This is a genomic window from Streptomyces sp. NPDC004838 (assembly GCF_053600955.1).
Genome location: NZ_JBSGAW010000031.1, coordinates 31,943 through 57,941, shown reverse-complemented (window position 1 = coordinate 57,941; position 25,999 = coordinate 31,943). Strand labels below are relative to the sequence as shown.

19 protein-coding genes and 1 pseudogene are annotated in these 25,999 nt (G+C 70.9%); 13 read left to right on the top strand and 7 right to left on the bottom strand.

The window, feature by feature from the left end; genetic code table 11:
- Positions 1-381: 381 nt before the first annotated feature.
- From ACWEFL_RS29370 to ACWEFL_RS29320, 11 genes and pseudogenes are all read left to right on the top strand, one after another.
- Complete coding sequence (locus tag ACWEFL_RS29370; RefSeq protein ID WP_451718137.1) at positions 382-1,053, top strand: (2Fe-2S)-binding protein; 672 nt, start codon at positions 382-384, stop codon at positions 1,051-1,053.
- The gene (locus ACWEFL_RS29365; RefSeq protein WP_451718135.1) at positions 1,050-2,033 is read left to right on the top strand and encodes an FAD binding domain-containing protein; all 984 of its coding nucleotides are present in this window, start codon (positions 1,050-1,052) and stop codon (positions 2,031-2,033) included. The genes ACWEFL_RS29370 and ACWEFL_RS29365 overlap by 4 nt, the downstream gene beginning before the upstream one ends.
- Positions 2,030-4,234: a xanthine dehydrogenase family protein molybdopterin-binding subunit gene (locus ACWEFL_RS29360; protein WP_451718133.1), complete on the top strand. Its 2,205-nt coding sequence runs from the start codon at positions 2,030-2,032 to the stop codon at positions 4,232-4,234. The genes ACWEFL_RS29365 and ACWEFL_RS29360 overlap by 4 nt, the downstream gene beginning before the upstream one ends.
- The gene (locus ACWEFL_RS29355) at positions 4,231-5,472 is read left to right on the top strand and encodes an XdhC family protein (RefSeq protein ID WP_451718130.1); all 1,242 of its coding nucleotides are present in this window, start codon (positions 4,231-4,233) and stop codon (positions 5,470-5,472) included. Before ACWEFL_RS29360 ends, ACWEFL_RS29355 begins: the two co-directional genes overlap by 4 nt.
- A gap of 205 nt (positions 5,473-5,677) precedes the next feature.
- Positions 5,678-7,534 carry an ABC-F family ATP-binding cassette domain-containing protein gene (locus tag ACWEFL_RS29350; protein ID WP_451718127.1) on the top strand — a complete coding sequence of 619 codons (1,857 nt, stop codon included), beginning with the start codon at positions 5,678-5,680 and terminating at the stop codon, positions 7,532-7,534.
- A gap of 302 nt (positions 7,535-7,836) precedes the next feature.
- Complete coding sequence (locus ACWEFL_RS29345; RefSeq protein ID WP_451718124.1) at positions 7,837-9,729, top strand: outer membrane protein assembly factor BamB family protein; 1,893 nt, start codon at positions 7,837-7,839, stop codon at positions 9,727-9,729.
- A 136-nt stretch (positions 9,730-9,865) separates the two neighbouring features.
- Positions 9,866-11,788, top strand: a complete 1,923-nt coding sequence (locus tag ACWEFL_RS29340; RefSeq protein ID WP_451718121.1) for an outer membrane protein assembly factor BamB family protein — start codon at positions 9,866-9,868, stop codon at positions 11,786-11,788.
- 250 nt (positions 11,789-12,038) lie between these two features.
- On the top strand, positions 12,039-12,728 hold the full coding sequence (locus tag ACWEFL_RS29335; RefSeq protein ID WP_451718118.1) for a LuxR C-terminal-related transcriptional regulator: 690 nt from the start codon (positions 12,039-12,041) through the stop codon (positions 12,726-12,728).
- Positions 12,729-13,118: 390 nt separating this feature from the next.
- Positions 13,119-13,250, top strand: a pseudogene (locus ACWEFL_RS29330) (galactose-1-phosphate uridylyltransferase); the annotation flags it as partial.
- Positions 13,247-14,206, top strand: coding sequence for a UDP-glucose 4-epimerase GalE (galE, locus tag ACWEFL_RS29325; protein WP_451718115.1), 960 nt, complete (start codon positions 13,247-13,249; stop codon positions 14,204-14,206). The pseudogene ACWEFL_RS29330 and the gene galE, both read left to right, overlap by 4 nt.
- 503 nt (positions 14,207-14,709) lie before the next feature.
- Positions 14,710-15,612 carry a LuxR C-terminal-related transcriptional regulator gene (locus ACWEFL_RS29320; protein WP_451718113.1) on the top strand — a complete coding sequence of 301 codons (903 nt, stop codon included), beginning with the start codon at positions 14,710-14,712 and terminating at the stop codon, positions 15,610-15,612.
- On the opposite strand, the gene ACWEFL_RS29315 is transcribed toward ACWEFL_RS29320, so the two are convergent.
- Positions 15,571-16,068 carry a MarR family winged helix-turn-helix transcriptional regulator gene (locus ACWEFL_RS29315; RefSeq protein ID WP_451718110.1) on the bottom strand — a complete coding sequence of 166 codons (498 nt, stop codon included), beginning with the start codon at positions 16,066-16,068 and terminating at the stop codon, positions 15,571-15,573. The genes ACWEFL_RS29320 and ACWEFL_RS29315 overlap by 42 nt on opposite strands.
- 131 nt (positions 16,069-16,199) lie before the next feature.
- Between ACWEFL_RS29315 and ACWEFL_RS29310 the strand changes: the two genes are divergently transcribed.
- Positions 16,200-17,033: a trans-aconitate 2-methyltransferase gene (locus ACWEFL_RS29310; protein WP_451718108.1), complete on the top strand. Its 834-nt coding sequence runs from the start codon at positions 16,200-16,202 to the stop codon at positions 17,031-17,033.
- Positions 17,034-17,300: 267 nt separating this feature from the next.
- Here the strand turns inward: ACWEFL_RS29310 and ACWEFL_RS29305 are convergent, their stop codons facing one another.
- Together ACWEFL_RS29305 and ACWEFL_RS29300 are read right to left on the bottom strand one after the other, a co-directional pair.
- Positions 17,301-17,984: a TetR family transcriptional regulator gene (locus ACWEFL_RS29305; protein ID WP_451718105.1), complete on the bottom strand. Its 684-nt coding sequence runs from the start codon at positions 17,982-17,984 to the stop codon at positions 17,301-17,303.
- Positions 17,981-18,976: an acyl-CoA desaturase gene (locus tag ACWEFL_RS29300; RefSeq protein WP_451718103.1), complete on the bottom strand. Its 996-nt coding sequence runs from the start codon at positions 18,974-18,976 to the stop codon at positions 17,981-17,983. The genes ACWEFL_RS29305 and ACWEFL_RS29300 overlap by 4 nt, the downstream gene beginning before the upstream one ends.
- A 238-nt stretch (positions 18,977-19,214) precedes the next feature.
- Here ACWEFL_RS29300 and ppc point away from each other — a divergent pair, with 238 nt between their 5' ends.
- Positions 19,215-21,944 (top strand): phosphoenolpyruvate carboxylase, encoded by a 2,730-nt coding sequence (gene ppc / locus ACWEFL_RS29295; RefSeq protein WP_451718100.1) that lies wholly within the window; start codon positions 19,215-19,217, stop codon positions 21,942-21,944.
- 415 nt (positions 21,945-22,359) lie between these two features.
- On the opposite strand, the gene ACWEFL_RS29290 is transcribed toward ppc, so the two are convergent.
- From ACWEFL_RS29290 to ACWEFL_RS29275, 4 genes are all read right to left on the bottom strand, one after another.
- Positions 22,360-22,842, bottom strand: coding sequence for a hypothetical protein (locus ACWEFL_RS29290; protein WP_451718097.1), 483 nt, complete (start codon positions 22,840-22,842; stop codon positions 22,360-22,362).
- A 59-nt stretch (positions 22,843-22,901) separates the two neighbouring features.
- Positions 22,902-23,498 carry an aminoacyl-tRNA hydrolase gene (pth, locus tag ACWEFL_RS29285; RefSeq protein ID WP_451718094.1) on the bottom strand — a complete coding sequence of 199 codons (597 nt, stop codon included), beginning with the start codon at positions 23,496-23,498 and terminating at the stop codon, positions 22,902-22,904.
- Between the two features lie 513 nt (positions 23,499-24,011).
- Positions 24,012-24,605, bottom strand: a complete 594-nt coding sequence (locus ACWEFL_RS29280) for a 50S ribosomal protein L25/general stress protein Ctc (protein ID WP_451718091.1) — start codon at positions 24,603-24,605, stop codon at positions 24,012-24,014.
- A 330-nt stretch (positions 24,606-24,935) separates the two neighbouring features.
- Positions 24,936-25,913, bottom strand: a complete 978-nt coding sequence (locus ACWEFL_RS29275) for a ribose-phosphate diphosphokinase (RefSeq protein ID WP_451718088.1) — start codon at positions 25,911-25,913, stop codon at positions 24,936-24,938.
- Between the last annotated feature and the right edge of the window lie 86 nt (positions 25,914-25,999).

The following is a 25,999-nucleotide window of genomic DNA, read 5'->3' as shown; positions in this document are numbered from 1 at the left end:
TCACTGACGCATCATCGATAACGCTTGACCGTGATCGATGATTTCGTTAGCGTCGATGTGTCGAACTCGTTATCGGTGATTCGGTCGCGGGTGATTCTCCGTATACGGGGAGGGAGTTCACGATCGCTGAATCCACGACCGGGAATCCGGGCGCGGCGCTACGGCGGTGCCTCGGGGAGTCCAGCCCGGTCGGCGACCGCACCCCCTGGATCAGAGGGCAGTCCGCCCGCGTCGGCGTCCGCGCCGCATGAGGTCGCGAAGCCGCGACTTTCGGCCTCGGGCGAGGGCCGGCCATGTCGGCGGCCACGGTGATCGCCGGTGCCGCCCCGCGCCGAGGGGCGCGGACCCTCCCGTCACGTACCCGTGAGGAGACATACACGCATGTCCGAGCATGACGACAACCCAGCCGATCACCCAGCTGACGAATATTCAATTGACGATCGCTCAACCGACGGGCACAGCCGCCGCAGCGTGCTCGTCGCCGGCGCGGTCGGCGCCACCGCCTTGGCCGCGTCGGGCGGTGCGACGGCGGTCGCGGTCGGCAGTCCCGTCGGCGCGCGGACCACGCTTCCGTCCCCGGCCCCGACGGCCGAAGTGACCCTTCAGGTCAACGGCACGGAGCACCGGGTCACGGTCGAATCCCGCGTCACCCTGCTGGACGCGCTGCGTGAGCGGCTGGGCCTGACGGGGACGAAGAAGGGCTGCGACCGCGGTGAGTGCGGTGCCTGCACCGTCCTCATCGAGGGCCGGAGGGTCAAGTCGTGCATGACCCTCGCCGTCATGGAGGACGGTCGGCAGATCACCACGGTCGAGGGTCTGGCCCGTGGGAACGCACTGCACCCCGTGCAGGCGGCGTTCATCCGACGTGACGCCTTCCAGTGCGGGTTCTGCACATCCGGGCAGATCATGTCGGCCGTCGCCTGTATCCGAGAGGGCCACGCCGGCTCCGACACCGAGATCCGCGACTGGATGAGCGGCAATCTGTGCCGGTGCGGCTGCTATCCGAACATCGTCGAAGCGGTACGGGACGCCGCGAAGGGAACCGGGCAGTGAAGCTCTTCGACTACGCGCGTACGTCGCGTGCGTCCGAGGCCGTCGACCTGGTCGCGGGCCACTCCGGTGGCGCGTTCATCGCGGGCGGGACCGAACTGACGAATCTAATGAAGGACCGGGTCCTCGCCCCCGACCTCGTCGTGGACATCAACGGGCTCCCCCTCTCGGGCATCGGCTTGAGCAAGGGCCGACTGCACATCGGCGCCACGGCCCGTATGGGGGACGTCGCCGCTCACCCGTTGATCTCCGAGCGCTTCCCCGTCGTCTCCGAGGCCCTGCTGGCTTCCGCGTCCCCGCAGGTACGCAACCGGGCCACCATCGGCGGGAATCTCATGCAACGGACCCGCTGCTGGTACTACCGGGACGCCGGCAGTCCCTGCAACAAGCGTGAGCCCGGCAGCGGCTGCCCCGCCATCGGCGGACAGAACCGCTGGCATGCGATCCATGGCGGCAGCGATCACTGCATCGCGGTCCATCCTTCCGATCTGGCCGTCGCGCTGAGCGCCCTGGACGCCCGAGTGCTCACCCTCGGACCGGACGGCCGCCGGTCCGTCCCCATCGGAGACTTCTACCGTCTGCCCGGCTCCACCCCGCACCAGGAGAACGCGCTGCGGCACGGCGAGCTCATCACCGGTGTCGAGATTCCCGAAAGCCGGTCGGCGGCCGGCTCGCGCTACCTCAAGCTGCGCGACCGGGCCACGTTCGAGTTCGCCGTCGTCTCCGTGGCCGCCGCCCTGACCCGGGCGAAAGGGGTGGTCACCGATGTCCGGCTCGCTTTCGGAGGCATCGCGACCCGGCCATGGCGCTCGCCCCGGGCCGAGGACGCCCTGCGCGGTCGCCCTCTGACCCGAGCCACCATCGCGGAAGCGGGCCGGGCCCTGGTCGAAGGCGCGCAGCCGCGCGAGCACAACGCGTTCAAGGCCGAGTTGGTGCAGCGCGCCCTCGCCGACATCCTCGAGGACCTCGGAGGTCGAAAGTGAGCCCGATCGTGGGCAGCCCCGTCGCCCGGGTCGACGGGCGCGCCAAGGTCACCGGCGCGGCCACCTATACCGCGGACGTTCAGGTCCGCGGAGCCCTGTACGGCTTCCTCGTGCTGAGCACCATCGCCAACGGGCGCGTCACCGGCATCGACACCGGGGCCGCCGAACGCGCGCCCGGTGTGGTCGCCGTCTTCACACACGAGACCATGCCCCGTCTGGCCGTGCCCACGTCCCCCGGCGCGGCCTACTGGAAGCGGGTCGTCCCGCTACAGAACGCGGAGATCCACCACAGCGGCCAGCCCGTGGCCTACGTGGTGGCCGAAACCCTGGAGCAGGCCCAGGAAGCCGCGTCACTCGTCGACGTCTCCTACGACGTCCGCCCGCCTCGGGCCGGTCTGGCCGAGGCCATGGACGAGGCGTATGTGCCCGCGCCGGGCCTGGAGGGTCCCAACGAGATCACCCGCGGCGACCCCGAGGCGGGGCTGGCGCAGGCCGACGTCCGCATCGACGTCAGCTACACCACGCCCATGCACCACCACAACCCCATCGAGCCGTCCGCGACGACCGCCATCTGGGACGGCCAACGGCTGACGGTGCATGAAACCGCCCAGGGCGCCAACGCCACCAGGATCAGCCTCGCCGAGGCACTGGGCCTGCCCGCCTCCAGCATCCGGGTGCTCTCCCCGTTCCTGGGCGGAGGCTTCGGAGCCAAGGGCCCGGTGTGGCCGCACACCCTCCTCACCGCCGCGGTGGCCCGCCAGTTGAAACGTCCCGTCAAACTGGTGCTCTCCCGTGCCCAGACCTACACCTCCAACGGCCACCGGCCCGAGGCCCACCAGCGGTTCAGGATCGGAGCCAAACGGGACGGCAGGCTCACCGCCATCGATCACATCACCACGTCCCAGGTCAGCCGTACCGAGGAGTTGCTGTTCAACACCAGTGAGCCCACCCGGATGCTGTACGCCTGCCCCAACCTCCATGTCGCCCAGCGGGCGGTGAGGCTCAATCTGGCCGCGCCGAGCAATATGCGCTCACCCGAGGCCGTCGCCTGCCACGGCCTGGAAACGGCTCTCGACGAGCTGAGCTACGCCCTGGACATGGACCCGATCGAGCTCCGGCGGCGCAATCACACCTCGGACAACCCCGACACCGGCCAACCCTTCGGCAGCAAGCATCTCCTGGAGTGCTACCGCCGCGGCGCGGCCGCGTTCGGCTGGAGCAGGCGTGATCCGCGCCCCGGGTCGATGCGCGACGGCGACACCCTGATCGGCTGGGGCATGGCGACCGCCGCGCACACCGCCGGCGGAAGGCCGGGAGCCGGCGCCCGGGTCGTGATCTCCACCAGCGGAGAGGCGGTGGTCCAGGTGTCCACCCACGACATCGGGACCGGTACGTACACGGTGATGGCCCAAGTGGCCGCGCAGTGCCTGGGGCTGGAACTGGACGACGTACGTTTTGAACTCGGGGACACCGACTTCCCGTTCGCCTTCGTCGCCGCCGCGTCCGCCACCGTCCCCGGTGTCGGCGCCGCCGTCAACCGGGCCTGCACCACGGCCCGCCGAGCCGTGATCGACCTCGCCGTCGCGGACCCGCGCTCCCCGCTGTACGGCATCCCGGCCGAGCGGATCACCGTCGAAAGCGGAATCCTCCGCGACACCAGTCGGCGCGAGCGCCGAGACCGCGTCCGCTCGGTCGTCACCCGGCACGGCAAGCCCGTGGAAGCCACCACCACCCCCGTCCCCATCCCTCTCGGTTACTCCACCGGAGCGGTCTTCGCCGAGGTACGCGTCGACCCCAGGATCGGACAGGTCCGGGTGACCCGTATGGTCGGTGCCTTCGACGCCGGCCGGGTCCTCAACCGCAGGACGCTGCGCAGCCAGGCGATCGGCGGCGCGGTCGCCGCCGTGGGCTTCACCCTGTCCGAGCACACCATGGTCGACCACCAGTTGGGACGGATCGTCAACCCCAACCTGTCGGGCTACCTGGTGCCCGTCAACGCCGATATCCCCGAGATCGAAACCATCTTCGTGGACAAGCCGGACCCGACCAGCGAGGCCCTCGGCGCGCGTGGGTTCGGGGAGACTCCGACGACGGGGATGACGGCGGCCATCGGCAACGCCGTCCACCACGCGACCGGCCGCCGGATCCGCGACCTGCCCATCACCCAGGACAAGATCATCGGAGATGCGGAAGCGCGATGAACGACATGTGGGAGCGCCTCCACCGATTCTGGGAGGCCGGCACACCGTGCGGGCTCGCCACGGTGGTGTCGACATTCGGCTCGGCCCCACGCCGGCCGGGAGCGATGATGATCTGTGCCCCGGACGGGAAGGTCACCGGCAGCGTCTCGGGCGGCTGCGTGGAAGGGGCCGTGTACGACCTGGCTCAGCAGGCCGTGCGGGACGGCGTTCCCGTACTCGAACGCTACGCGGTGAGCGATGACGACGCCGGAGCGGTCGGCCTGACGTGCGGCGGAACCATCGAGGTCTTCGTCGAGAGCGTCGACCGGCGGTCCTTCCCCGAACTGGGCGCCCTCCTCGCACGTATACGGGCCGGGGCCCCGGTCGCCCTCGCCACGGTCGTCGAGGCCGACGGATCCGTACGGACCGGCGCGCACCTGGTGTGCTGGGCGGACGGCACCAGCGGGAGCACAGGCGACTCCGCCTTCGACGGGGACACCACCGAAGGGGCCCGGCGACTGCTGACGCAGGGGCGCTCCGGCACGTTCCGCACCGAGTCCGCCGAAGCGGGCAGCGAGTCCGCCGAAGCGGGCGCCGAGTCCGCCGACCCGCACACAAGGTCGGCCGACCCGGGCACAGGGTCCGCCGAAGCGGACTCCGGGAGAGGCGCGCGCGTGTTCGTCCACAGCTTGACGCCCCCGCCCCGCATGCTGATCTACGGTGCCGGAGAGTTCGCCGCTGCCCTCGTCCGCCAGGGCACGCTGCTCGGCTTCCGGGTGACGGTGTGCGACGCACGGCCGGTGTTCACCACCCCCGAGCGCTTCCCGGACGCCGATGAGGTCATCGTGGACTGGCCCCACCGCCACCTTGAGGCGGAGGCGGCGGCGGGGCGGATCGACGGCAGAACGGCGGTGGTCTCGCTCACGCACGACCCGAAGTTCGAAGTGCCCTTGCTGGAGGCCGCGTTGCGGATGGACCTGGCCTATGTCGGTGCCTTGGGCTCCCGCCGCAGCGTGGAGCGGCGCAAGGCGTCGCTGCGGGCCACGGGAGTGCGGCACGACCGGCTGACGCGGCTCAGTTCCCCGGCGGGGCTCGACCTGGGCGGTGCCGACCCGGCGGAGACGGCGCTGTCCATAGCCTCCGAGATCCTCCTCCTCCGCCACGGCGGCCTCGGTACCCGGCTGTCGGGAACCGAGAACGCCATCCACCGGGAGCTGCCGGCGCTCGTGCTCTCCGCACTGGGGATGGATCACGTCTGAGCCGAGCGGCGCGGGCGGAGCGGCCGGCCGCGCCCGCGCTCCCGGTCGACGGCGGCCCGCGCCCTCGGGCCCCTGCCGGGCGCGCCCCCGCCCCCGGCAGGGGCCCGAGCCCCCGCCCGAGCCCCCGCCCGGACCGCCGCTCCCGCGCGCCCCCGTGGCGACTACCCTGGTAGGTCGACCCACCCCACCCCCGCACAGGAGAGAAATGGCCGTCAATCTGGTCAATGTCGAGGCCGTCAGCAAGGTGTACGGAACCCGTGCCCTGCTCGACACCGTGTCCCTCGGCGTCTCCGAAGGGGACCGCATCGGCGTCGTCGGCCGCAACGGCGACGGCAAGACCACCCTCATCCGCATGCTCGCCAAGCTGGAGGAGCCCGACACCGGCCGGGTCACCCAGAGCGGCGGGCTGCGGCTCGGCGTACTCACCCAGCACGACTCGCTCGACCCGGAGGCGACCGTACGCCACGAGGTCATCGGCGACCTCGCCGATCACGAATGGGCGGGGAACGCCAAGATCCGGGATGTGCTCACCGGGCTCTTCGGCGGGCTCGGCCTGCCCGGCTTCCCGCAGGGCCTGGACACCGTCATCGCCCCGCTCTCCGGCGGCGAGCGCCGCCGTATCGCGCTCGCGAAGCTGCTCATCGCCGACCAGGACCTGCTCGTCCTCGACGAGCCGACGAACCACCTCGACGTCGAGGGCATCGCCTGGCTGGCCAAGCACCTCCAGACCCGTCGCTCGGCGCTCGTCTGCGTCACCCACGACCGCTGGTTCCTCGACCAGGTCTGCACCCGTATGTGGGACGTCCAGCGCGGTTCGGTGTACGAGTACGAGGGCGGCTACAGCGACTACGTCTTCGCGCGGGCCGAGCGCGAGCGCATCGCGGCCACCGAGGAGAGCAAGCGGCAGAACCTGGTGCGCAAGGAGCTGGCGTGGCTGCGGCGCGGCGCACCCGCCCGTACCTCCAAGCCCCGGTACCGCATCGAGGCCGCCAACGAGCTGATCGCCGATGTGCCGCCTCCGCGCGACACCAGTGAGCTGATGAAGTTCGCGAGCGCGCGGCTGGGGAAGACGGTCTTCGATCTGGAGGGCGTGACCGTGCAGGCCGGGCCGAAGGTGCTGCTGAAGCAGCTGACCTGGCAGCTCGGCCCCGGCGACCGGATCGGGCTCGTCGGCGTGAACGGCGCGGGCAAGACCTCCCTGCTGCGGGCCCTCGCGGACGCGGCCACCAGCGACGGCGAGGAGCAGCCCGAGGCCGGGCGGATCGCCGTCGGCCGGACCGTACGGCTGGCGTATCTGTCGCAGGACGTGACGGAACTGCCCCCGGCGCTGCGCGTGCTGGAGGCCGTCCAGCAGATCCGGGACCGCGTCGACCTCGGCAAGGGCCGGGAGATGACCGCGGGGCAGCTGTGCGAGCGGTTCGGCTTCGGCAAGGAGAAGCAGTGGACGCCCGTCGGCGATCTGTCCGGCGGTGAGCGCCGACGGCTGCAACTGCTGCGGCTGCTGATGGACGAGCCGAACGTCCTCTTCCTCGACGAGCCGACCAACGACCTCGACATCGAGACGCTGACCCAGCTGGAGGACCTGCTCGACGGCTGGCCCGGCTCGATGGTCGTCATCTCGCACGACCGGTTCTTCCTGGAGCGTACGACGGACCGTACGTTCGCCCTGCTCGGCGACGCCACCCTGCGGATGCTGCCGCGCGGCATCGACGAGTACCTGGAGCGCCGCCGGGCGATGATCGAGACGGCCGCCCCGCCGGCCCGGACGGCGGCGGGCACGGGTTCGGGCGCCGGAGCCGCCGCGGGCGCGGGATCGTCCGCCGGTCAGCCCGCCGTCAAGGTGAAGTCGGCGGGTGAGCAGCGGGCCGCGCAGAAGGAGCTCCAGCGGATCGAGCGGCAGCTCGACAAGATCTCCGGCAAGGAGAAGGCGCTCCACGACCAGATCGCGGACAACGCCACGGACTTCGGCAAGGTGGCGAAGCTCGACACGGAGCTGAGGGAACTCGCCGCCGAGCGCGATGACTTGGAACTCCGCTGGCTGGAGTTGGCCGAAGACGCCTAGTTGTACGTCTGGCCGGAACCTGCTCCAAGGGCCGCCGATACGCGTCATACGCGGTCGTGGCGGCCGTGTGCAGGTCTCATAACAACGTCGTCACGGGCCGGTCCGCCCTTGGGTACAGGGCGGACCGGCCGCCGGTTTGTCATGGCACGGGTGATAGAAAGAAGTTCCGCTCGACTGCCGTGAGAACGCGGATCCATGTCCGAAAACGCTCCTTTCCGGGATACGGCACACGCGCCGGCGATGCGCACCGGAACAGCGGGGGAGGCTGTCGGACAGCGGACCGTATGAAGGGGGAAGCGCTGATGTCTCAGCCGCCCAGCCAGCAACCGCCGGGGGGCTTCGGAGCGCCCCAGGATCCCCGGCAGAACCCTCCGCAGGGCGTGCCGCAGCCGCCGCAGGGGGTTCCCCAGCCGCCGTACGGTGCGCCGCAGCCTCCGCAGGGGGTGCCGCAACCGCCGGCCCAGCCGCCGTACACGCCGCCCGCGCCCCAGGGCACGCCGCCGCAGGGACAGCCGGAACAGCCTGGTTACGGCTATCCCGGCCAGCAGGGCCCGTACCAGCAGCCGGGGCCGTACGGTCAGCAGCCGGGCCCGTACCAGCAGCCGGGTCCGTACGGTCAGCAGCAGGGCCCGTACGGTCAGCAGCCCGGCCCCTACGGCCAGACCCCCGGCCCCTACGGCGGCTACCCGAACCAGCCGCAGTACCCCGGTGCGCCGACCCCGCCCGCGCCGCCCGGCGGCAGCGGTGGCGGCTTCTTCAAGAGCAAGGCGGCGATCATCGTCGCGGCGGCCGTCGCGGGCCTGCTGGTCATCGGCGGCGGCACCTACCTCGCGCTCAGCGGGGACGAGAAGACGGACGACCAGGGGAAGAACGTCAGCAAGAGCGACGATCCCACGCCGTCGGCCTCCGAGTCCGTCGACAAGGGCGACGGCAGCGGCAACGGCGGAGGCGACGGAGCCCCCGATCTCAACGCCGGGCGCAAGGACGGCGACGCCAAAGCCCTCTTCGTGACGAAGAACGATGTCGACCTCCCGCGCAACGGCGCCGACGTCTTCGGCCCGTGGGTCGTCGGCGACACCGTCGTCAAGGCCATGTACAAGCAGGTCGTCGGCTACTCGGTGACCGACGGCGCGAAGAAGTGGACCCTGCCGCTGGACGCCGAGGTGTGCATGGCGACCACCCAGCCGTCCGCCGACGGCAAGATCGTCATCGGGGTCAAGGACGGCCTCACGGAGAAGGCCAAGTGCCTCAATCTCCAGATGATCGACGTCAAGACGGGCAAGGCGGGGTGGAAGAAGCCCATACCCAAGGGGACCGGATTCCTGTCCTTCTCCGACTTCACGCTGGCCATCAGCGGCAACACCCTCGCGGCGGGCGGCACCGGCAGCTCCTTCGGCTTCTCGATGACCGACGGCCGCCAGCTGTTCGAGGGGCCGAAGAGCGGCTGCAAGCCGTTCGCGTACGCGGGCGGGCCCAAGCTCCTCGCGGCGGTCAGCTGCCCCACGAACGACTACAAGAAGCCCAAGCACCAGCTCCAGGAAGTCGATCCGGCCACCGGCAGGGCCAAGTGGACCTACACCGCTCCCCAGGGCTGGGAGATCGACAAGGTCTACTCCGCCGAGCCGCTCGTGGTCTCCCTCATCCAGCGTGAGCCGAAGAAGTGGTCCGTTCTCGCGCTCACGTCCAACGGGACGGTCCGCTCGCAGATCGACGGCGGCAAGGACAAGTTCCAGCTGAGCTGCGGCGGCGCGTTCGTGATCTTCGGGCAGAACCTGGAAGGCTGCACCGGGGTCGCGGCGGACGCGAACACCCTCTACATGGCCACCGACCCCACCCGGGCCGGCGGCGCGAACGAGGTCGTCGCCTTCAACCTCGACACCGGCAAGCCCAAGTGGCGTTCGGCCTCCGGCGGAGACCGGGGCGTGGTCCCGCTGCGGATGGAGGGCGGCGACCTCGTCGTCTACCGCAAGGCGTCGTACGACTCCGGCGGCGCGGTCGCGACGATCGCCCCGACCGGCGGTGCGCCGAAGGTCGTCCTCCAGCATCCGCAGGGCGCCGCGAAGGTCGAGAACGGCTTCTACTCGGCCCGGCTCGTCTATGCCGGCGACCGCTTCTTCATCGCTGCGGGCCGGGTCAGCGCCAGTAACGACGCGGCGGAGTTGGAGACCGTGACGATGATGGCCTTCGGTAAATGACCCCGTCGCAGAGGCGCGTCCGTCCCGGCGTCGGCGTCGGTAGCGCTGTCGGCGTCGGGTCCCACACCCACGCTCGGTCCGACGCCCCCTCCCCGGCTTCCCCCGCCCGTCCCGTCCTTCCCGAGGTATCCACGTCATGACGCAGCCGCCTCAGCCGCCCCAGCAGCCGCCGCAGGAGGGAGGGTTCGGCGCTCCGCAGGACCCGCCGCCCGGCGGGTTCGGGCCTCCGGCGCCGACCCCTTCCGGGCCGGGGCAGCCTCCGACGCCGCCCGAGGGACAGCCCGGCTACGGCTATCCCCTGCAACCGCCGCAGGGACAGCCGCCGCAGGGACAGCCGGGTCAGCCGGGCTACGGCTACCCCCAGGCACCCGGCGGGCAGCCCGGCTACGGCTACCCGCAGCAGCCGGGTCAGCCGGGTCAGCCGGTTTACGGCTACCCCCAGACACCGGGCGGGCAGCCGGGCTTCGGCTACCCGCAGCAGCCCGGACAGCCGGGCGCGCCCGGTTACGGATACCCCACGCAGCCGCAGTACGGGACACCCCTGCCGGGAGGCCCCGGCGGCCCCGGCGGCAAGAAGCTCAGCACCCAGGCCCGGATCATCATCGCGGCGGCGGTCGCCGTCGTGCTGATCATCGGCACAGGCGTCTGGTTCGCCTCCACCAAGGGGGACGGCGGCAAGGAGGACGAGGCCAGGACCAGTTCGGGCGCCTCGTCCGGGAACTCAACCGGAGGCGGAGACGGAGGGGGAGGCGGCGACGACGGCAAGCCCCCTGTGGACGGCGCCGGCAAGGAGAAGGCCCCCGCCAACACCGCTTCCAAGGTGGCTTTCCAGCATCCTCAGCCCGAGATCAACGACATCACCGCCGTCAAGGGCTCCTGGGTCACCGACAAGGCGTACGTCAAGCCGGGCATCGACTCCGTCGTCGGCTACGACCTCGCCAAGGGCACCGAACTGTGGAAGATCCCGCTGCCCGGCCAGGTGTGCGCCGCGTCCCGGCACAAGTCCGACGACCACAAGACGGCGATCCTCTTCGAGGCCGCCAAGCGGGTCGGGTCGGGCACCAAGAGCTACCAGCAGTGCACCGAGGTCGGCGCGATCGACATGGCGAGCGGAAAGCTCCTGTGGAGCAAGTCGATCACCACCGCGTCCTCCGGTGACCGCAAGGTCCGCTTCTCGGAGGTCACCCAGAGCGGCACCACCGTCGCCGCGGGCGGTCTCGACGGCGGCGCGGCCTTCGACCTCGACAGCGGCGCCATCCGCTGGAAGCCCTCCGGCGCGCAGAACTGCACCGACCAGGGCTACGGCGGCGGGGCCGCACTCGTCGCGGTCCGCTCATGCGGTTCGTACGGCAACGAGGAACTCACCATCCAGGCGGTCGACCCCGCCAACGGCACCCCCCGGTTCTCGTACAAGATGCCCGTGGGCGTGAAGTACGCGAGCGTCATCAGCAGCAAGCCGCTGGTCGTCGCCGCGGACGTCGGCGACACCGGCAAGTTCGGCATCTCGGACTTCTTCTCGATCGACGAGCAGGGCAAGCTGCTGACCAAGATCTCGGCCACGGGCGACAAGTTCGCCGCGCGCTGCCGCACCACCGAGGTGGAGTCGTGCCAGAAGGTCGTGGTCGGCAATGGCCGGATCTATCTGCCGACCTCCGAGCACCAGGGCGCCGCGGAGTACGGCCGGACGAACGAGATCGTCTCCTACGACCTCGCCTCCGGAAAGCCGCTGCCCGGCCGTGCGGACGCGGGGGAGAAGTACACGATGTTCCCGATCCGCATGGACGGCGGCGATGTCATCGCGTACAAGGTGCCCCCGTACGACAAGGGCGGCCAGATCGTCAGCATCCACGGCGGCACCCTCAAGCCGACCGTGCTGATGGAGAACTCGGCCGACAAGACGCTGCGTGCCGCGGAGACCAGTTTCAGCACCGACTATGCCGAGTACGTCTACGCGAACGGCCGCCTGTACATCAGCCAGGTGCTCATGAGCAAGCCGTCGTCCACCACCTCGCTGCTCGGGAAGCGCTATCTGACCGTGGCCTTCACGACGGCCGACTGATCCCGGAATCGGGCGGTCCGCATACGGTAGCGGGCTGATCCATCGATCAGTAGTGGCCCCATACATCGGATAATCCGATGTGCGGGGCCACTTCCTATTGGTCATGAAGTGGTCATGCCGGGGTCATAAGCAGCCCTGTTTGGCGAAGAATTCGGCACTCTGGGGGACTTCTGCCGAGATAAGGGCGCGCAGAGTCGAACAAGCGTGTACCTTGCCGGGGCAGGCGGCGACGGGGGAGGGGAGTTGCTCGATGGGCGTTCGGCTCATGGTGGTCGACGATCACCGGCTGCACGCGGAGGCGCTCGCCTCGGCCTTGAAACTGCGGGGGCACCGGGTGCTCGCCGCGGCCGCGCCCGCCGCGGGCGCGGCCGAGCTGGTGGTCTCCCGAGCTCCCGAGGTCTGCCTCATGGGCACGGCCTCCCCCGCCGAACCGGGAGCCTTCGACCCGATCGTCAGGATCAAACGTGAGCGCCCCCAGGTGGCGGTCGTGGTCCTCGGGCCGGTGCCGAGTCCACGCGGGATCGCCGCGGCCTTCGCGGCGGGCGCGTCCGGTTATGTGCGCCACGACGAACGCATCGAAGGCGTCGAGCGCGCCATGGTCAAGGCACGGGCGGGCGAGGCGGTGGTGGCTCCGCAACTGCTCCAGGGCGCGTTCGCCGAGCTGCTCAACCCCGTCGCGCAGCCGGACGACGAGGGCCAGCGGCTGCTCCAACTGCTCACCCCGCGCGAGGTCGAGGTGCTGGTCAGGGTCGCGGAGGGCGAGGACACCCGGCTGATCGCCGCCGGTATGGGGATCGCGCCGAGCACGGCCCGTACGCATGTGCAACGGGTGCTGATGAAACTGGGCGTCGGCTCCCGGCTGGAGGCCGCCGCGCTCGCGGCACGCACCGGACTGCTGGACCGGGCGGCGGTCGCGGCCATGCCGCTCCAGGACCGCTGACTCGCCCACCCCGCCCAGCCCGCTGACCTCGCGCAACGCCTGCCTCGCACAGGGGCGGGCCGAGCACGAGCACCTGCCTCGCACAGGGGCGGGCCGAGCATCTGCCTCGCCGTCGGCGCCGATCGCCGAGTCCGGGCGCGTCACATCGGACAACACCACGCTCGGCTCGCATGCTTTACCCGGAAATCAGCGGATGCACATGTATATCTTCTGATTGAGCGCGTACGGCAGGATCACGGACGACCCCTGTTCGCTGGTGATTCGTCGCGTGCGATTGTGTTGGGAGGCTGAGGGAGTCTCGCGGTGAAGAAGACGTCGACCCGGCTCGCCGACGGTCGTGAACCGCTCTACGGCGACTCCCGAGACGACGCCGTGCGCGAGCCGTGGACCACCGCCCGCTCGACGCCGTCGCCGCCCAAGCCGAAGTCCCTCGCCGGTTCGGAGTCCGGGATGGGCGTGTTCATCAACGATGTGCCGCCGGAGACCGCGGCCCGGCGGCTGCGAGAGGCGGCGAGGACATGAACCGATACCTGGTGACGGGCGGGGCGGGCTACATCGGCAGCGTGGTGACACGCCATCTGCTGGAGGCGGGCCACCAGGCCGTCGTACTCGACAATCTGTCCACCGGGTTCCGCGAGAGCGTTCCCGAGGGCGCGGAGTTCATCGAGGGCGATGTCCGGGACGCCGTGAAATGGCTGGACGGCTCGTTCGACGGAGTGCTGCACTTCGCCGCGTACTCCCAGGTCGGCGAGTCCGTCGCCCGGCCCGAGAAGTACTGGGACAACAACGTCGGCGGCACGATGGCGCTGCTCGCGGCGATGCGCTCGGCCCGGATCCGTACGCTCGTCTTCTCCTCCACGGCGGCGGCGTACGGCGAACCCGTCCGCACCCCCATCACCGAGTCCGACCCGACCGCGCCGACCAGCCCCTACGGGGCGTCCAAGCTCGCCGTCGACCATATGATCGCCGGGGAGGCGGCGGCGCACGGCCTGGCGGCGGTCTCGCTGCGGTACTTCAACGTGGCGGGGGCGTACGGGGGTTGCGGCGAGCGCCATGACCCCGAATCGCATCTGATCCCGCTGGTCCTCGATGTCGCGCTGGGCCGCCGCGCCTCGATCTCCGTGTACGGGGACGACTACCCCACCCCGGACGGCACCTGCGTACGCGACTACATCCATGTCGCCGATCTCGCGGACGCGCATCTGCTCGCACTGGACGCGGCACGGGCGGGCGGCCATCTGATCTGCAACCTCGGCAACGGCAGCGGCTTCTCCGTGCGCGAGGTCATCGAGACCGTGCGCACGGTGACGGGCCACCCGGTTCCGGAGATCACCGCGCCCCGGCGTCCCGGCGATCCGGCCGTGCTCGTCGCCTCCGCCGCGACCGCGCGGGAACGGCTCGGCTGGGAGCCCCGGCGGGCCGGACTGCCGGAGATCATCTCGGACGCCTGGGAGTTCGCGCGGGCGCGGGCGTCATGAGCGCGGGAGCCGACGGGCGCGAGCGTCGTGCGACGGGCGGTCCGGGCGCACACCCACCCGTGCCCGTGGCGGAGTCGCCGCCGCCCGCCGCCCGCCGCCCGCCGCCCGCCGAACCGCCGACCCCGAACCGGGACGCACCGGGACCGGAGGGGCCACGGCACAGGCCCCGGAGAACCCACCGAACCGGCCCGGAGAGATCACCGGACCCGCCCGCAGGGACCACCGCATGGGCCCTGAAGTCCGTGTTTCACCAGGTGTCCCACCCGGCACAGCGGGAACGCGGCGGCGGCAACAGTTCTGCAAAGAGCCTTCCGCTGCCGCCGCCCGGCCGTACTCTGATGCTCAGCGCCGGTGGGGGCCGGTGTTGATCAGGGGGCGAGACAGCCGGGTATGAAGCCCAGGTTGGGGTATCAGTCAGAGCACGGCGGCGGCCGGGCGACCGCTGAAGCACCTCTCCGGGCGGCGTATCCACGCCGAGCCGTCCTCCGACACAGGGGGTGTCTGTGGTCCGTATCCGGGTCCTGGTGGTGGACGACCACCGAATCTTCGCCGAGTCGCTCGCTGCCGCTCTCGCGGCCGAGCCCGACGTCGACGTTCTGGCGGCCGGCAGTGGTCCGGCCGCGCTGCGGTGTCTGGAGCGGGCGCTGGCGGAGGGCCGTGGCTTCGACGTCATGCTCGTCGACGCCGATCTCGGCGCGAGCGCGAGTGCGAGCACGAGCATGGGCACGAGCACGGGCACGAACGCGGCCGTGCACGCGGGCCAGGGCCTGGGGCCCGGCGCTGCGGGCTTGAACCAGGCTCAGGGGGCGCGCGCCCCGGTCGGCCGCGCTCCGGTCGCCCGCGCCGTCTCCGACGACGGAGACGACGGCCTGGGCGGTCTCGGCGGAGTCGTTGACGGGATTTCCCTGGTCGCGGGGGTGCGTTCGGGCCACCCCGCCGTCAGGACGGTCGTGCTCGCGGAGAAGGACGACCCCCGTCGCGCCGCCCTCGCGCTCCAGGCCGGGGCCTCCGGCTGGGTCGCCAAGGACTGCTCGCTCCAGCGGCTGCTCGCCGTGATCCGGGGCGTGCTGCGGGACGAGACGCATCTGCCGCCCGCGCTGCTCACGGGCGTACTGCGCGAACTGACCGCCGCCCGCAAGCACCGCACCGAGAGCGAGCGGCTGGTCGAGTCGCTCACTCCGCGCGAGCGGGAAGTGCTGCGGTGCATGGTCGCGGGGCTCGGGCGGAAGGCCGTCGCCGAGCGCCTCTTCCTGTCGCCCCACACGGTCCGTACGCATATGCAGAACGTCCTGGGGAAGCTCGGAGTCCACTCCACCCTCGCCGCGGTCGCCCTCGCGCGCCGGGCGGGCGTGGGCCCGGCGGAGCTAGCCGGGGATGTTGTCGAACGGGGCGGTCAGCTGGCGTAGCAGCGCCGCCAGCTCCGCCCGCTGGGCCCGCGACAGCTCGGCGAGGATCGAGCGCTCCTGGGCGAGCAGTCCGGCGAGCGCCTGGTCCGCGCGGTCCCGGCCCTCGGGCGTCAGCCGCACCAGTACACCGCGCCGGTCGCTGGGGTCGGGAAGCCGCTCCACCAGATTCCTTTTGGCCAGCCGGTCGATGCGGTTGGTCATCGTGCCGGAGGTCACCAGCGTCTGGGTGAGCAGCTGGCCGGGGGAGAGCTGATACGGAGCGCCCGCGCGCCGCAGCGACGTCAGGACGTCGAACTCCCACGGTTCGAGGCTGTGCTCGGAGAACGCGAGCCGCCGCGCCCGGTCGAGATGGCGCGCCAGCCGCGAGACGCGGCTCAGCACCTCAAGTGGTTCCACGTCGAGGTCGGGGCGCTCGCGACGCCACGCTGCGACCAGTCGATCGACCTCGTCCTCCATGACGATCAGTGTAAAGGGTCTGTCGACATGAAGTCTCTTGACATCAAGATACATCCTGTTGGACGGTGGAGCCCGCGCGGGGCCGTGGCCCCGTTCCCTTCCGGCCATCCGTTCCAGCGAGGGGCTCGACCATGCATTCCGCACCCATCTGGGATCCAGCGCAGTACCTCCGCCACGCGGAACACCGCACCCGCCCGTTCCTGGATCTCCTCGCCCGGATCCCGGACCCGCCGGCCCGCACCGGCGATCCGGGCGGGCCCGTCCGGATCGCCGACATCGGCTGCGGTGCGGGCAATGTCACCTCGCTGCTCGCGCTGCGGTGGCCCGAGGCGTACATCACCGGCTTCGACAACTCGCCGGAGATGCTCGCCCGCGCCGAGAAGGAGCACGCGGGCGACACGCCCGGCGGCGGCCGGCTCGACTTTCGGCTCGCGGACGCGGCGCACTGGACGCCCGAGGACCCGTACGAACTGATCGTCTCCAACGCGGCGCTGCACTGGGTGCCCGACCACGCCGAGTCCTTCGCCCGCTGGATCGACGGCCTCACCCCCGGCGGCGTCTTCGCGTTCCAGGTGCCCGGCAACTTCACCTCGCCCAGCCATGTTCTCCTCGCCGAGCTGCGCGCCCGGCCGCGGTGGCGCGAGCGCCTCGGGGAGCCGGGGGAGCCCGCCGCCTCCGTTCTGGAGCCGGCCGACTATCTCGCGCGCCTGACCGGTCTCGGCTGTGAGACGGACGTCTGGGAGACGACCTATCTCCAGCTTCTCCACGGCGACGATCCGGTCCTCGACTGGATCAAGGGCACGACTCTGCGGCCGATCCTCACCGAGCTGGCCGACGACGAGCGCGCACGGGAGGAGTTTCTCCGCGAGTACAGCGACCTGCTGCGGGAGGCGTATCCGCCGGGGCCGCACGGCACGGTCTTCCCCTTCCGTCGGCTGTTCGCCGTCGCGAGGAAGCCGTTGTGACCGCCCCTGGGTGACCGCCCCCGAGGCAGCCGTCGGTCCCCGCGACGGGCTGGCGCCCGGATCGCCGGAGTGCGCCACGGCGCTCACAGAGATGCCCGCCCCGGCCGACGGCCGGGGCGGGCATCCATGACGTACGGATCCGCTCCCGTGCCCTATCAGGCGCCAGGGGCGATCAGCTCCGGGCGTACGAGTCAGTTCCGGGCGTGCGGATCTACTCCGGGCGTACGAGTCAGTTCCGGGCGTGCGGATCCGCTCCGGGCGTGCGGATCAGTTCTTCCGGTGGCCTATCAGACGCGGTTTCGGCTCCAGCCCGTCCAGACCGTGCCACGCCAGATTCACCAGATGCGCCGCGACCTCCGCCTTCTTCGGACGGCGCGCGTCCACCCACCACTGACCGGTCAGCGCGACCATCCCCACCAGGGCCTGGGCGTACACCGGCGCGAGCTTGGGATCGAAGCCGCGGTTCTTGAACTCCATGCCGAGGATGTCCTCGACCTGGGTCGCGATATCGCTGATCAGCGAGGCGAAGGTGCCCGTCGACTGCGCCACGGGAGAGTCCCGCACCAGGATCCGGAAGCCGTCCGTGTACGTCTCGATGTAGTCGAGCAGCGCGAACGCGGCCTGTTCCAGCAGCTCACGCGGGTGCCCGGCCGTCAGCGCGCCCGTGACCATGTCCAGCAGCCGGCGCGTCTCGCGGTCGACCACCACCGCGTACAGCCCCTCCTTGCCGCCGAAGTGCTCGTACACCACCGGCTTGGAGACGCCCGCCTTCGCGGCGATCTCCTCGACCGAGGTGCCCTCGAACCCCTTGTCGGCGAAGAGGGCGCGGCCGATGTCCAGCAGCTGTTCCCGGCGTTCCGCACCGGTCATCCGGACCCGGCGCGCGCGCCGTCCCGATGACCGGTTCCTGTCCGTACCACTGCTGCCGTCGGTCGCCACGTCGTCCATCATGCCGTGTCGGACGCCTCGGCGTGCCTTCGGGAGTCGATACGGGAGGCGCTGGGCCAGCGGACGTCGTACGCCCACCCCGCCTTTTCGAACCAGCGGATCAGCCGCGCGCTGGAGTCCACCTGGCCCCGCAGGACGCCATGGCGGGCGGAGGTCGGGTCCGCGTGGTGGAGGTTGTGCCAGGACTCCCCGCAGGACAGCACCGCGAGCCACCACACATTGCCGGAGCGGTCACGGGACTTGAAGGGCCGCTTCCCGACCGCGTGGCAGATCGAATTGATCGACCAGGTCACATGGTGGAGCAGCGCGACACGGATCAGCGAACCCCAGAAGAACGCGGTGAACGCGCCCCACCACGACATCGTCACCAGCCCGCCGACGAGCGGCGGGATCGCCAGCGAGACGAGCGTGTAGAGGACGAAGTGGCGCGAGATGCGGCGGATGGCCGGATCCTTGATCAGATCCGGTGCGTACTTGTGCTGCGGGGTCTGTTCCTCGTCGAACATCCAGCCAATGTGCGCCCACCACAAGCCCTTCATCAGCGCGGGCACGGTCTCGCCGAACCGCCACGGGGAGTGCGGATCGCCCTCGGCGTCCGAGAACTTGTGGTGCTTGCGGTGGTCGGCGACCCAGCGCACCAGCGGCCCCTCGACCGCGAGCGAGCCCGCGATCGCCAGCGCGATCCGCAGTGGGCGCTTCGCTTTGAAGGAGCCATGGGTGAAGTAGCGGTGGAAGCCGATCGTGATGCCGTGGCAGCCGATGAAGTACATCGCGGTCATCAGACCCAGGTCGAGCCAGCTCACCCCCCAGCCCCAGGCCAGCGGCACGGCCGCGACCACGGCGAGGAAGGGAACCGTGATGAACAGCAGCAGGGTGATCTGCTCGATCGACCGCTTGTTGTCGCCTCCGAGGGTCGCGGAAGGGAGGGCGGCGGCCTTCTCGGAATCGACGGGTGTCCCGGAGACGTCGTCGAGCAGATCGGGGCTTGTCGTCATGGAGGTCCCTTGTCGGGTGAGGGATGGGCCGGGAGAATGAGGCGATAGACGCGCATTCGGGCCTGGCTACGGTTCCGTAACCTACGGCAACGTAAGTATGGCAGTGCGCGGCGTGGCGGCAAGAGCCCCTGGGGACGACGTCAGGCGACGGACACCTATCCTGGTCGTGTCGGACAGCGCGGTCCGCAGCCTCCAGTACCCCTCCAGACGTGCTCAAACACTGCAAGGAGCCGCACCTGTGAGCAGTGCCGACCAGACCCCTACCGCCAGCGCCGAACTCAGGGCCGACATCCGCCGACTGGGCGACCTCCTCGGCGAGACGATCGTGCGCCAGGAAGGCCATGACCTGCTCGACCTCGTCGAGCGGGTACGGGCCCTGACCCGCAGCGACGGCGAGGCAGCAGCACAGCTACTGGGCGACACCGACCTGGAGACCGCGGCCAAGCTCGTCCGCGCGTTCTCCACGTACTTCCATCTGGCCAATGTCACCGAGCAGGTGCACCGCGGCCATGAGATGCGCGAACGGCGTGCCGCCGAGGGCGGGCTGCTGGCCCGTACCGCGGATCTGCTCAAGGACGCCGATCCCGAGCATCTGCGTGAGACGGTCGGCAATCTGAACGTACGGCCGGTGTTCACCGCCCACCCCACCGAGGCGGCCCGCAGGTCGGTGCTGAACAAGCTGCGCCGTATCGCCGAGCTGCTGGAGACGGACGCGGGCCCGGCCGACCGCCGCCGCCTCGATCTCCGGCTGGCCGAGAACATCGACCTGATCTGGCAGACCGACGAGCTCCGGGTCGCGCGCCCCGAGCCCGCCGACGAGGCGCGGAACGCCATCTACTACCTCGACGAGCTGCACGTGGGCGCCGTCGGCGACGTCCTGGAGGACCTCGCCGCCGAGCTGGAGCGCATCGGCGTCGAACTGCCCGCCGGCACTCGCCCCCTGACCTTCGGCACCTGGATCGGCGGCGACCGCGACGGCAACCCCAACGTCACGCCCGCCGTGACCTGGGAGGTGCTGATCCTCCAGCACGAGCACGGCATCACCGACGCGCTCGAACTCGTCGACTCCCTGCGCGGGCTGCTCTCCAACTCCATCCGCTACGCCGGGGCGACCGAGGAACTCCTCGAATCCCTCCAGACCGACCTGGAGCTGCTGCCGGAGATCAGCCCCCGCTACAAGCGGCTCAACGCGGAGGAGCCCTACCGGCTCAAGGCCACCTGCATTCAGCAGAAGCTCGTCCACACCCGCGAGCGCCTCGCCAAGGGCACCCCCCATGAGCCGGGCCGCGACTACCTCGGCACCACCGAGCTGATCGCCGACCTCACCCTGATCCAGACCTCGCTGCGCGCCTACCGGGGCGGGCTCTTCGCCGACGGCCGCATGGACCGGACGATCCGTACGCTCGCGGCCTTCGGGCTCCAGCTCGCCACCATGGACGTACGCGAGCACGCGGACGCCCACCACCACGCGCTCGGCCAGCTCTTCGACCGGCTGGGCGAGGAGTCCTGGCGGTACGCGGACATGCCGCGCGAGTACCGGCAGAAGCTGCTCGCGAAGGAGCTGCGCTCCCGCAGGCCGCTCGCGCCGACCCCGGCCCCGCTGGACGCGGCCGGGGAGAAGACCCTCGGCGTCTTCCACACGGTCAAGGAGGCGTTCGAACGCTTCGGGCCCGAGGTCATCGAGTCGTACATCATCTCCATGTGCCAGGGCGCCGACGACGTCTTCGCGGCGGCCGTGCTGGCGCGCGAGGCCGGACTGCTCGACCTTCACGGGGGCTGGGCGAAGATCGGCATCGTGCCGCTGCTGGAGACCACGGACGAGCTGCGCGCGGCGGACGTCATCCTCGACGAGATGCTCTCCGATCCGTCCTACCGCCGGCTCGTCTCGCTCCGCGGCGATGTGCAGGAGGTCATGCTCGGCTACTCGGACTCCTCCAAGTTCGGCGGCATCACCACCTCGCAGTGGGAGATCCACCGGGCGCAGCGGCGGCTGCGCGACGTCGCGCACCGCCACGGCGTACGGCTGCGGCTCTTCCACGGCCGCGGCGGCACCGTCGGCCGTGGCGGCGGCCCGTCGGCGGACGCGATCCTCGCGCAGCCGTGGGGCACGCTGGAGGGCGAGATCAAGGTGACCGAGCAGGGCGAGGTCATCTCCGACAAGTATCTGATCCCGTCGCTGGCCAGGGAGAACCTGGAGCTGACCGTCGCGGCCACGCTCCAGGCGTCCGCCCTGCACACCGCGCCCCGCCAGTCGGACGAGGCGCTGGCGCGCTGGGACGCGGCGATGGACACGGTCTCCGACGCGGCCCACGGCGCCTACCGCCGCCTGGTGGAGGACCCGGATCTGCCCGCGTACTTCTTCGCCTCCACGCCGGTGGACCAGCTCGCCGAACTCCACCTGGGCTCCCGGCCCTCGCGCCGCCCGGACTCCGGGGCCGGGCTCGACGGGCTGCGGGCGATCCCGTGGGTCTTCGGCTGGACGCAGTCCCGGCAGATCGTGCCGGGGTGGTTCGGGGTCGGCTCCGGCCTCAAGGCGCTGCGGGAAGCCGGTCTGGACACGGTGCTGGACGAGATGCACGAGCACTGGCACTTCTTCCGGAACTTCCTGGCCAATGTCGAGATGACCCTCGCCAAGACGGATCTGAGGATCGCGCGGCACTATGTGGACACCCTGGTCCCGGAGGAGCTGAAGCACGTCTTCGCCACGATCGAGGCCGAACACGCGCTGACGGTCAGCGAGGTCCTGAAGGTCACCGGCGGTGAGCGGCTCCTCGACTCCAACCCGGTGCTCCAGCAGACCTTCGCGATCCGGGACGCCTATCTCGACCCGATCTCCTACCTCCAGGTCTCGCTGCTGGCCCGCCAGCGCGGTGCGGCCGAGCGCGGAGAGGAAGCGGACCCCCTGCTGTCGCGGGCGCTGCTGCTGACGGTGAACGGCGTCGCGGCGGGCCTGCGCAACACGGGCTGAGCGGGGGCGGGGCCCTCCGGGCCGGGGCTTCTGGAGCTGGGCTTTGCGGGGCCGGGCCTTGCGGGCCGGGGCTTGCGGGGCTGGGCCTTGCGGGCCGGGGCTTTCTGGAGTCGGGCTCTCCGGGGTGGGCGCTCGCGCCGCCCGGACTCCGAGGCACAGGGGAGGCCGGGCGTGCGGCACGCCACGGCGAACGGGCCCCGGCCCTTGGGCCGCAGGGCCTGCGCCCCCGGGCCCTTGGGCCTGCGGGCCCTCGCGCCTCCCGGGGCCCCCGCGCCCCAGCGCGCCCCCGCCTCGGGCCTGTACCGACGCGGCGCTGCCCGGCACGCTCCTGCGTGCCGGGCAGCGCCGTGTCCGGATACTCCGTCCCCGTCAGGGGACACCGCTGCCGACCGACCGGGGGCGTCTCGGAGGACGTTCAGAGCGTGACGAACGCGGCCACCAGGAGCGCGCCGCCCAGCGCCGCCGTCGCCCAGGCGAACCGCGTGAGGCGGAGGCCGCCGCCGATGAGCAGGGATGCCAGCAGCATGGCCCCGCCGAGGGGCATCCAGGCATGGAACGCGCCGCCCCTGTCGTCGCGGACCACTTCACGGGTGCCGGGCTTCACGACGACCGGGAGCACCGCCCCCTTCTTCACCGCGACCGACTTCTCGATCGTCATGCCGGAGAGCGGCAACGGTGTGCCCTCGGGGTCGTACGGGCCCGTACAGGTCGTCTCCCCGCAGCCGGAGACGGTGAGTGTGCCGTGCTCCCGTCCCTTGGCGAGCATCACATGCTGCGCCGTGCCCCACGACGCCCGGAAACCGGCCGCCAGCAGCAGTACGGTGAGAGCGCCCACCACGGCATGGCGACCATGGGCCAGGGCGCGGTGTGAGCGGTTCCGCTTCTTGGGGCGCGTCATGGAGCGCGATCCTTGGGTATATGACCGCGGTCAGTCAACCAAGGGCAAGGGGGGACTTGTCAGGAGTTGTACGTACTCTGGGCGCGCTCCAGGCCCTCCGTCACCAGAGACTCCACGGCGTCCGCGGCACGGTCGACGAAGTAGTCCAGTTCCTTGCGCTCGGTGGCCGAGAAATCCTTGAGCACGAAGTCGGCGACCTGCATCCGACCGGGTGGGCGGCCGATGCCGAACCGTACCCGGTGGTAGTCCGGGCCCATCGCCTTGGTCATCGACTTCAGACCGTTGTGACCGTTGTCACCGCCGCCGAGCTTCAGCCGAAGCGTGCCGTAGTCGATGTCCAGCTCGTCGTGGATCGCCACGATGTTCGCGGTCGGGACCTTGTAGAAGTCGCGGAGTCCGGTCACCGGCCCGCCGGAGAGGTTCATGTACGACATCGGCTTGGCGAGCACCACCCGCCGGTTCGCCGGGCCGGGCGGACCGATGCGCCCCTCGACGACCTGCGCCTGCGCCTTCTGCGCCCGCTTGAAATTGCCACCGATGCGCTCGGCGAGCAGGTCGGCGACCATGAAGCCCACATTGTGCCGGTTCGCGGCATAGCCGGGTCCGGGGTTGCCGAGGCCCACGATCAGCCAGGGGGCGTTCGCGTCGGTCGTCATCTGCGCGTCTCCATCGGGAATCCGGAAAGCGGGCCGTGCGCCCGCGGGCGCGGGCTCGCGGACCCGGCGGGAGGAACATGCTGCACCGCGGCCGGGAACGCGGGTCAGCCGGCTCGCGGGCCCGGCCCGGAGAACCCGGCCCGGCCGGGTTCCCGGGGGCTGACCCTCGGGCCCGGCTCCCGAGCCCGGAAGTCCGGGCCGGGGGAGGCCCCGGTCGGATCCACGGACCTCCGTCGGGGCCGACCCCGAGGTCCCGCCCTCCGAAAGGATCAGGACTCCGCGGGCCGGGACATCCGCGGGCCGGGTCTCCGTGGGCCGGGCCCGCAGCACCTCGGCTCCCGAGGACGGGTTCGCCGGTCGTCCGGGAGGACTGTGACGGTCGGTCTTCCCGGCCGGGTTACGTCTCGGCCCGCGAGGGCCGGTTCGTTCCGAGGGCCGCCGACCCCCGGCGGGGTGACGTCTCGGCCCGCGAGGGCCGGTTCGCTACGAGAACCGCCGACCTCCCCGGAGGGATCACGCCTCGGCGGTCTCGCCCTCGGCCGCTTCGCCCTCGGCGGCCGGCTCCTCGGCCTGCGCGGCCAGGACCTGGAGGACGACGGTCTCCCCGTCGACGGCCAGCGTCGCACCGGACGGCAGCGGGATGTCCTTGGCGAGCACGGACGCACCGGCCTCGAGACCGGCGACGGAGACCGTGACCGACTCGGGGATGCGGGTGGCCTCGGCCTCGACCGTCAGCGTGTTGAGCACGTGCTCCAGCAGGAAGTTGCCCGGGGCCAGGTCGCCCTCGGCCTGGACCGGGATCTCGACGGTGACCTTCTCGCCGCGCTTCACCAGGAGCAGGTCGACGTGCTCCAGGAAGCCCTTCAGCGGGTCGCGCTGCACGGCCTTCGGGATGGCCAGCTCGCTGCGGCCTTCGATGTCCAGCGAGATCAGGACGTTCGGGGTACGGAGCGCGAGCAGCAGCTCGTGGCCCGGCAGGGTGATGTGGACCGGGTCGGTGCCGTGGCCGTACAGAACGGCGGGAACCCGGTTGGCACGGCGGACGCGGCGGGACGCTCCCTTGCCGAACTCGCTCCGGATGTCGGCGGCAAGCTTCACCTCGGACATGTGCACTCCTCGTACAACAGACGGAATCGGATGGTCACCCGGCCATGAATGGCCTGCTACGCCTGCTGCGAAGAGCGCGTCGATAACGGACCGCCGCACCTGTGTGCGGCCTCCCTCGCCGAGCAACCCGGACAGTCTACGCATGGCCGCCCCGGTCGGCCCAATCGATCACGGGCGGGCCGGAAGGCAGCGCTCCGTGCCCGGATCCGGGAGCCGTACCGACACTCCCCGGACAGACGACACCGCCCGCCGGTGCTGCTCACCGGCGGGCGGTGTCGTCCAAGTCCGGCCCGTAACGCCTGGCCCGCCTGGCCTGTCAGGCCCGTGCCGTCACGCCTCTTCCTCGAAGAGGCTCGTCACCGAACCGTCCTCGAAGACCTCGCGCACCGCGCGGGCGATCGTCGGGGCCATCGACAGGACCGTGATCTTGTCCAGCTCCAGATCGCTCGGGTCGGGCAGCGTGTTGGTGAAGACGAACTCGCTGACCTTGGAGTTCTTCAGGCGGTCGGCGGCAGGCCCGGAGAGCACGCCGTGCGTGGCCGTCACGATGACGTCCTCCGCGCCATTGGCGAAGAGCGCGTCGGCGGCGGCGCAGATCGTGCCACCGGTGTCGATCATGTCGTCGACCAGGACGCAGATCCGGCCCGAGACATTGCCGACGACCTCGTGGACGGTCACCTGGTTGGCGACGTCCTTGTCGCGGCGCTTGTGGACGATCGCCAGCGGTGCGCCCAGCCGGTCGCACCAGCGGTCGGCGACCCGGACACGGCCGGCGTCCGGGGAGACGACCGTGAGCTTGCTGCGGTCCACCTTCGCCGCCACGTAGTCCGCGAGGATCGGCAGCGCGAAGAGGTGGTCGACCGGGCCGTCGAAGAAGCCCTGGATCTGGTCGGTGTGCAGATCCACCGTGAGGATCCGGTCCGCTCCGGCCGTCTTCATCAGATCGGCGACCAGCCGGGCGGAGATCGGCTCACGGCCGCGGTGCTTCTTGTCCTGACGGGCGTAGCCGTAGAAGGGCACGATCACGGTGATGCTCCGGGCGGAAGCCCGCTTCAGAGCGTCGATCATGATCAACTGCTCCATGATCCACTTATTGATCGGAGCCGTGTGGCTCTGCATCAGAAAACAGTCCGCCCCGCGGGCGGACTCCTGGAAGCGGACGTAGATCTCACCGTTGGCGAAGTCGAACGCCTTGGTCGGCACCAGACCGACACCGAGTTGATGTGCGACTTCCTCGGCCAGCTCGGGGTGTGCGCGGCCGGAGAAGAGCATCAGTTTCTTCTCGCCGGTCGTCTTGAACCCGGTCACAGGATTGTCTCCTCAGAGGTGATCTCTGGCCGCGCGGGGCAGCACAGGGCGTGCGGACGCGAGCCAGCCGAATTTGTGTGCACGTA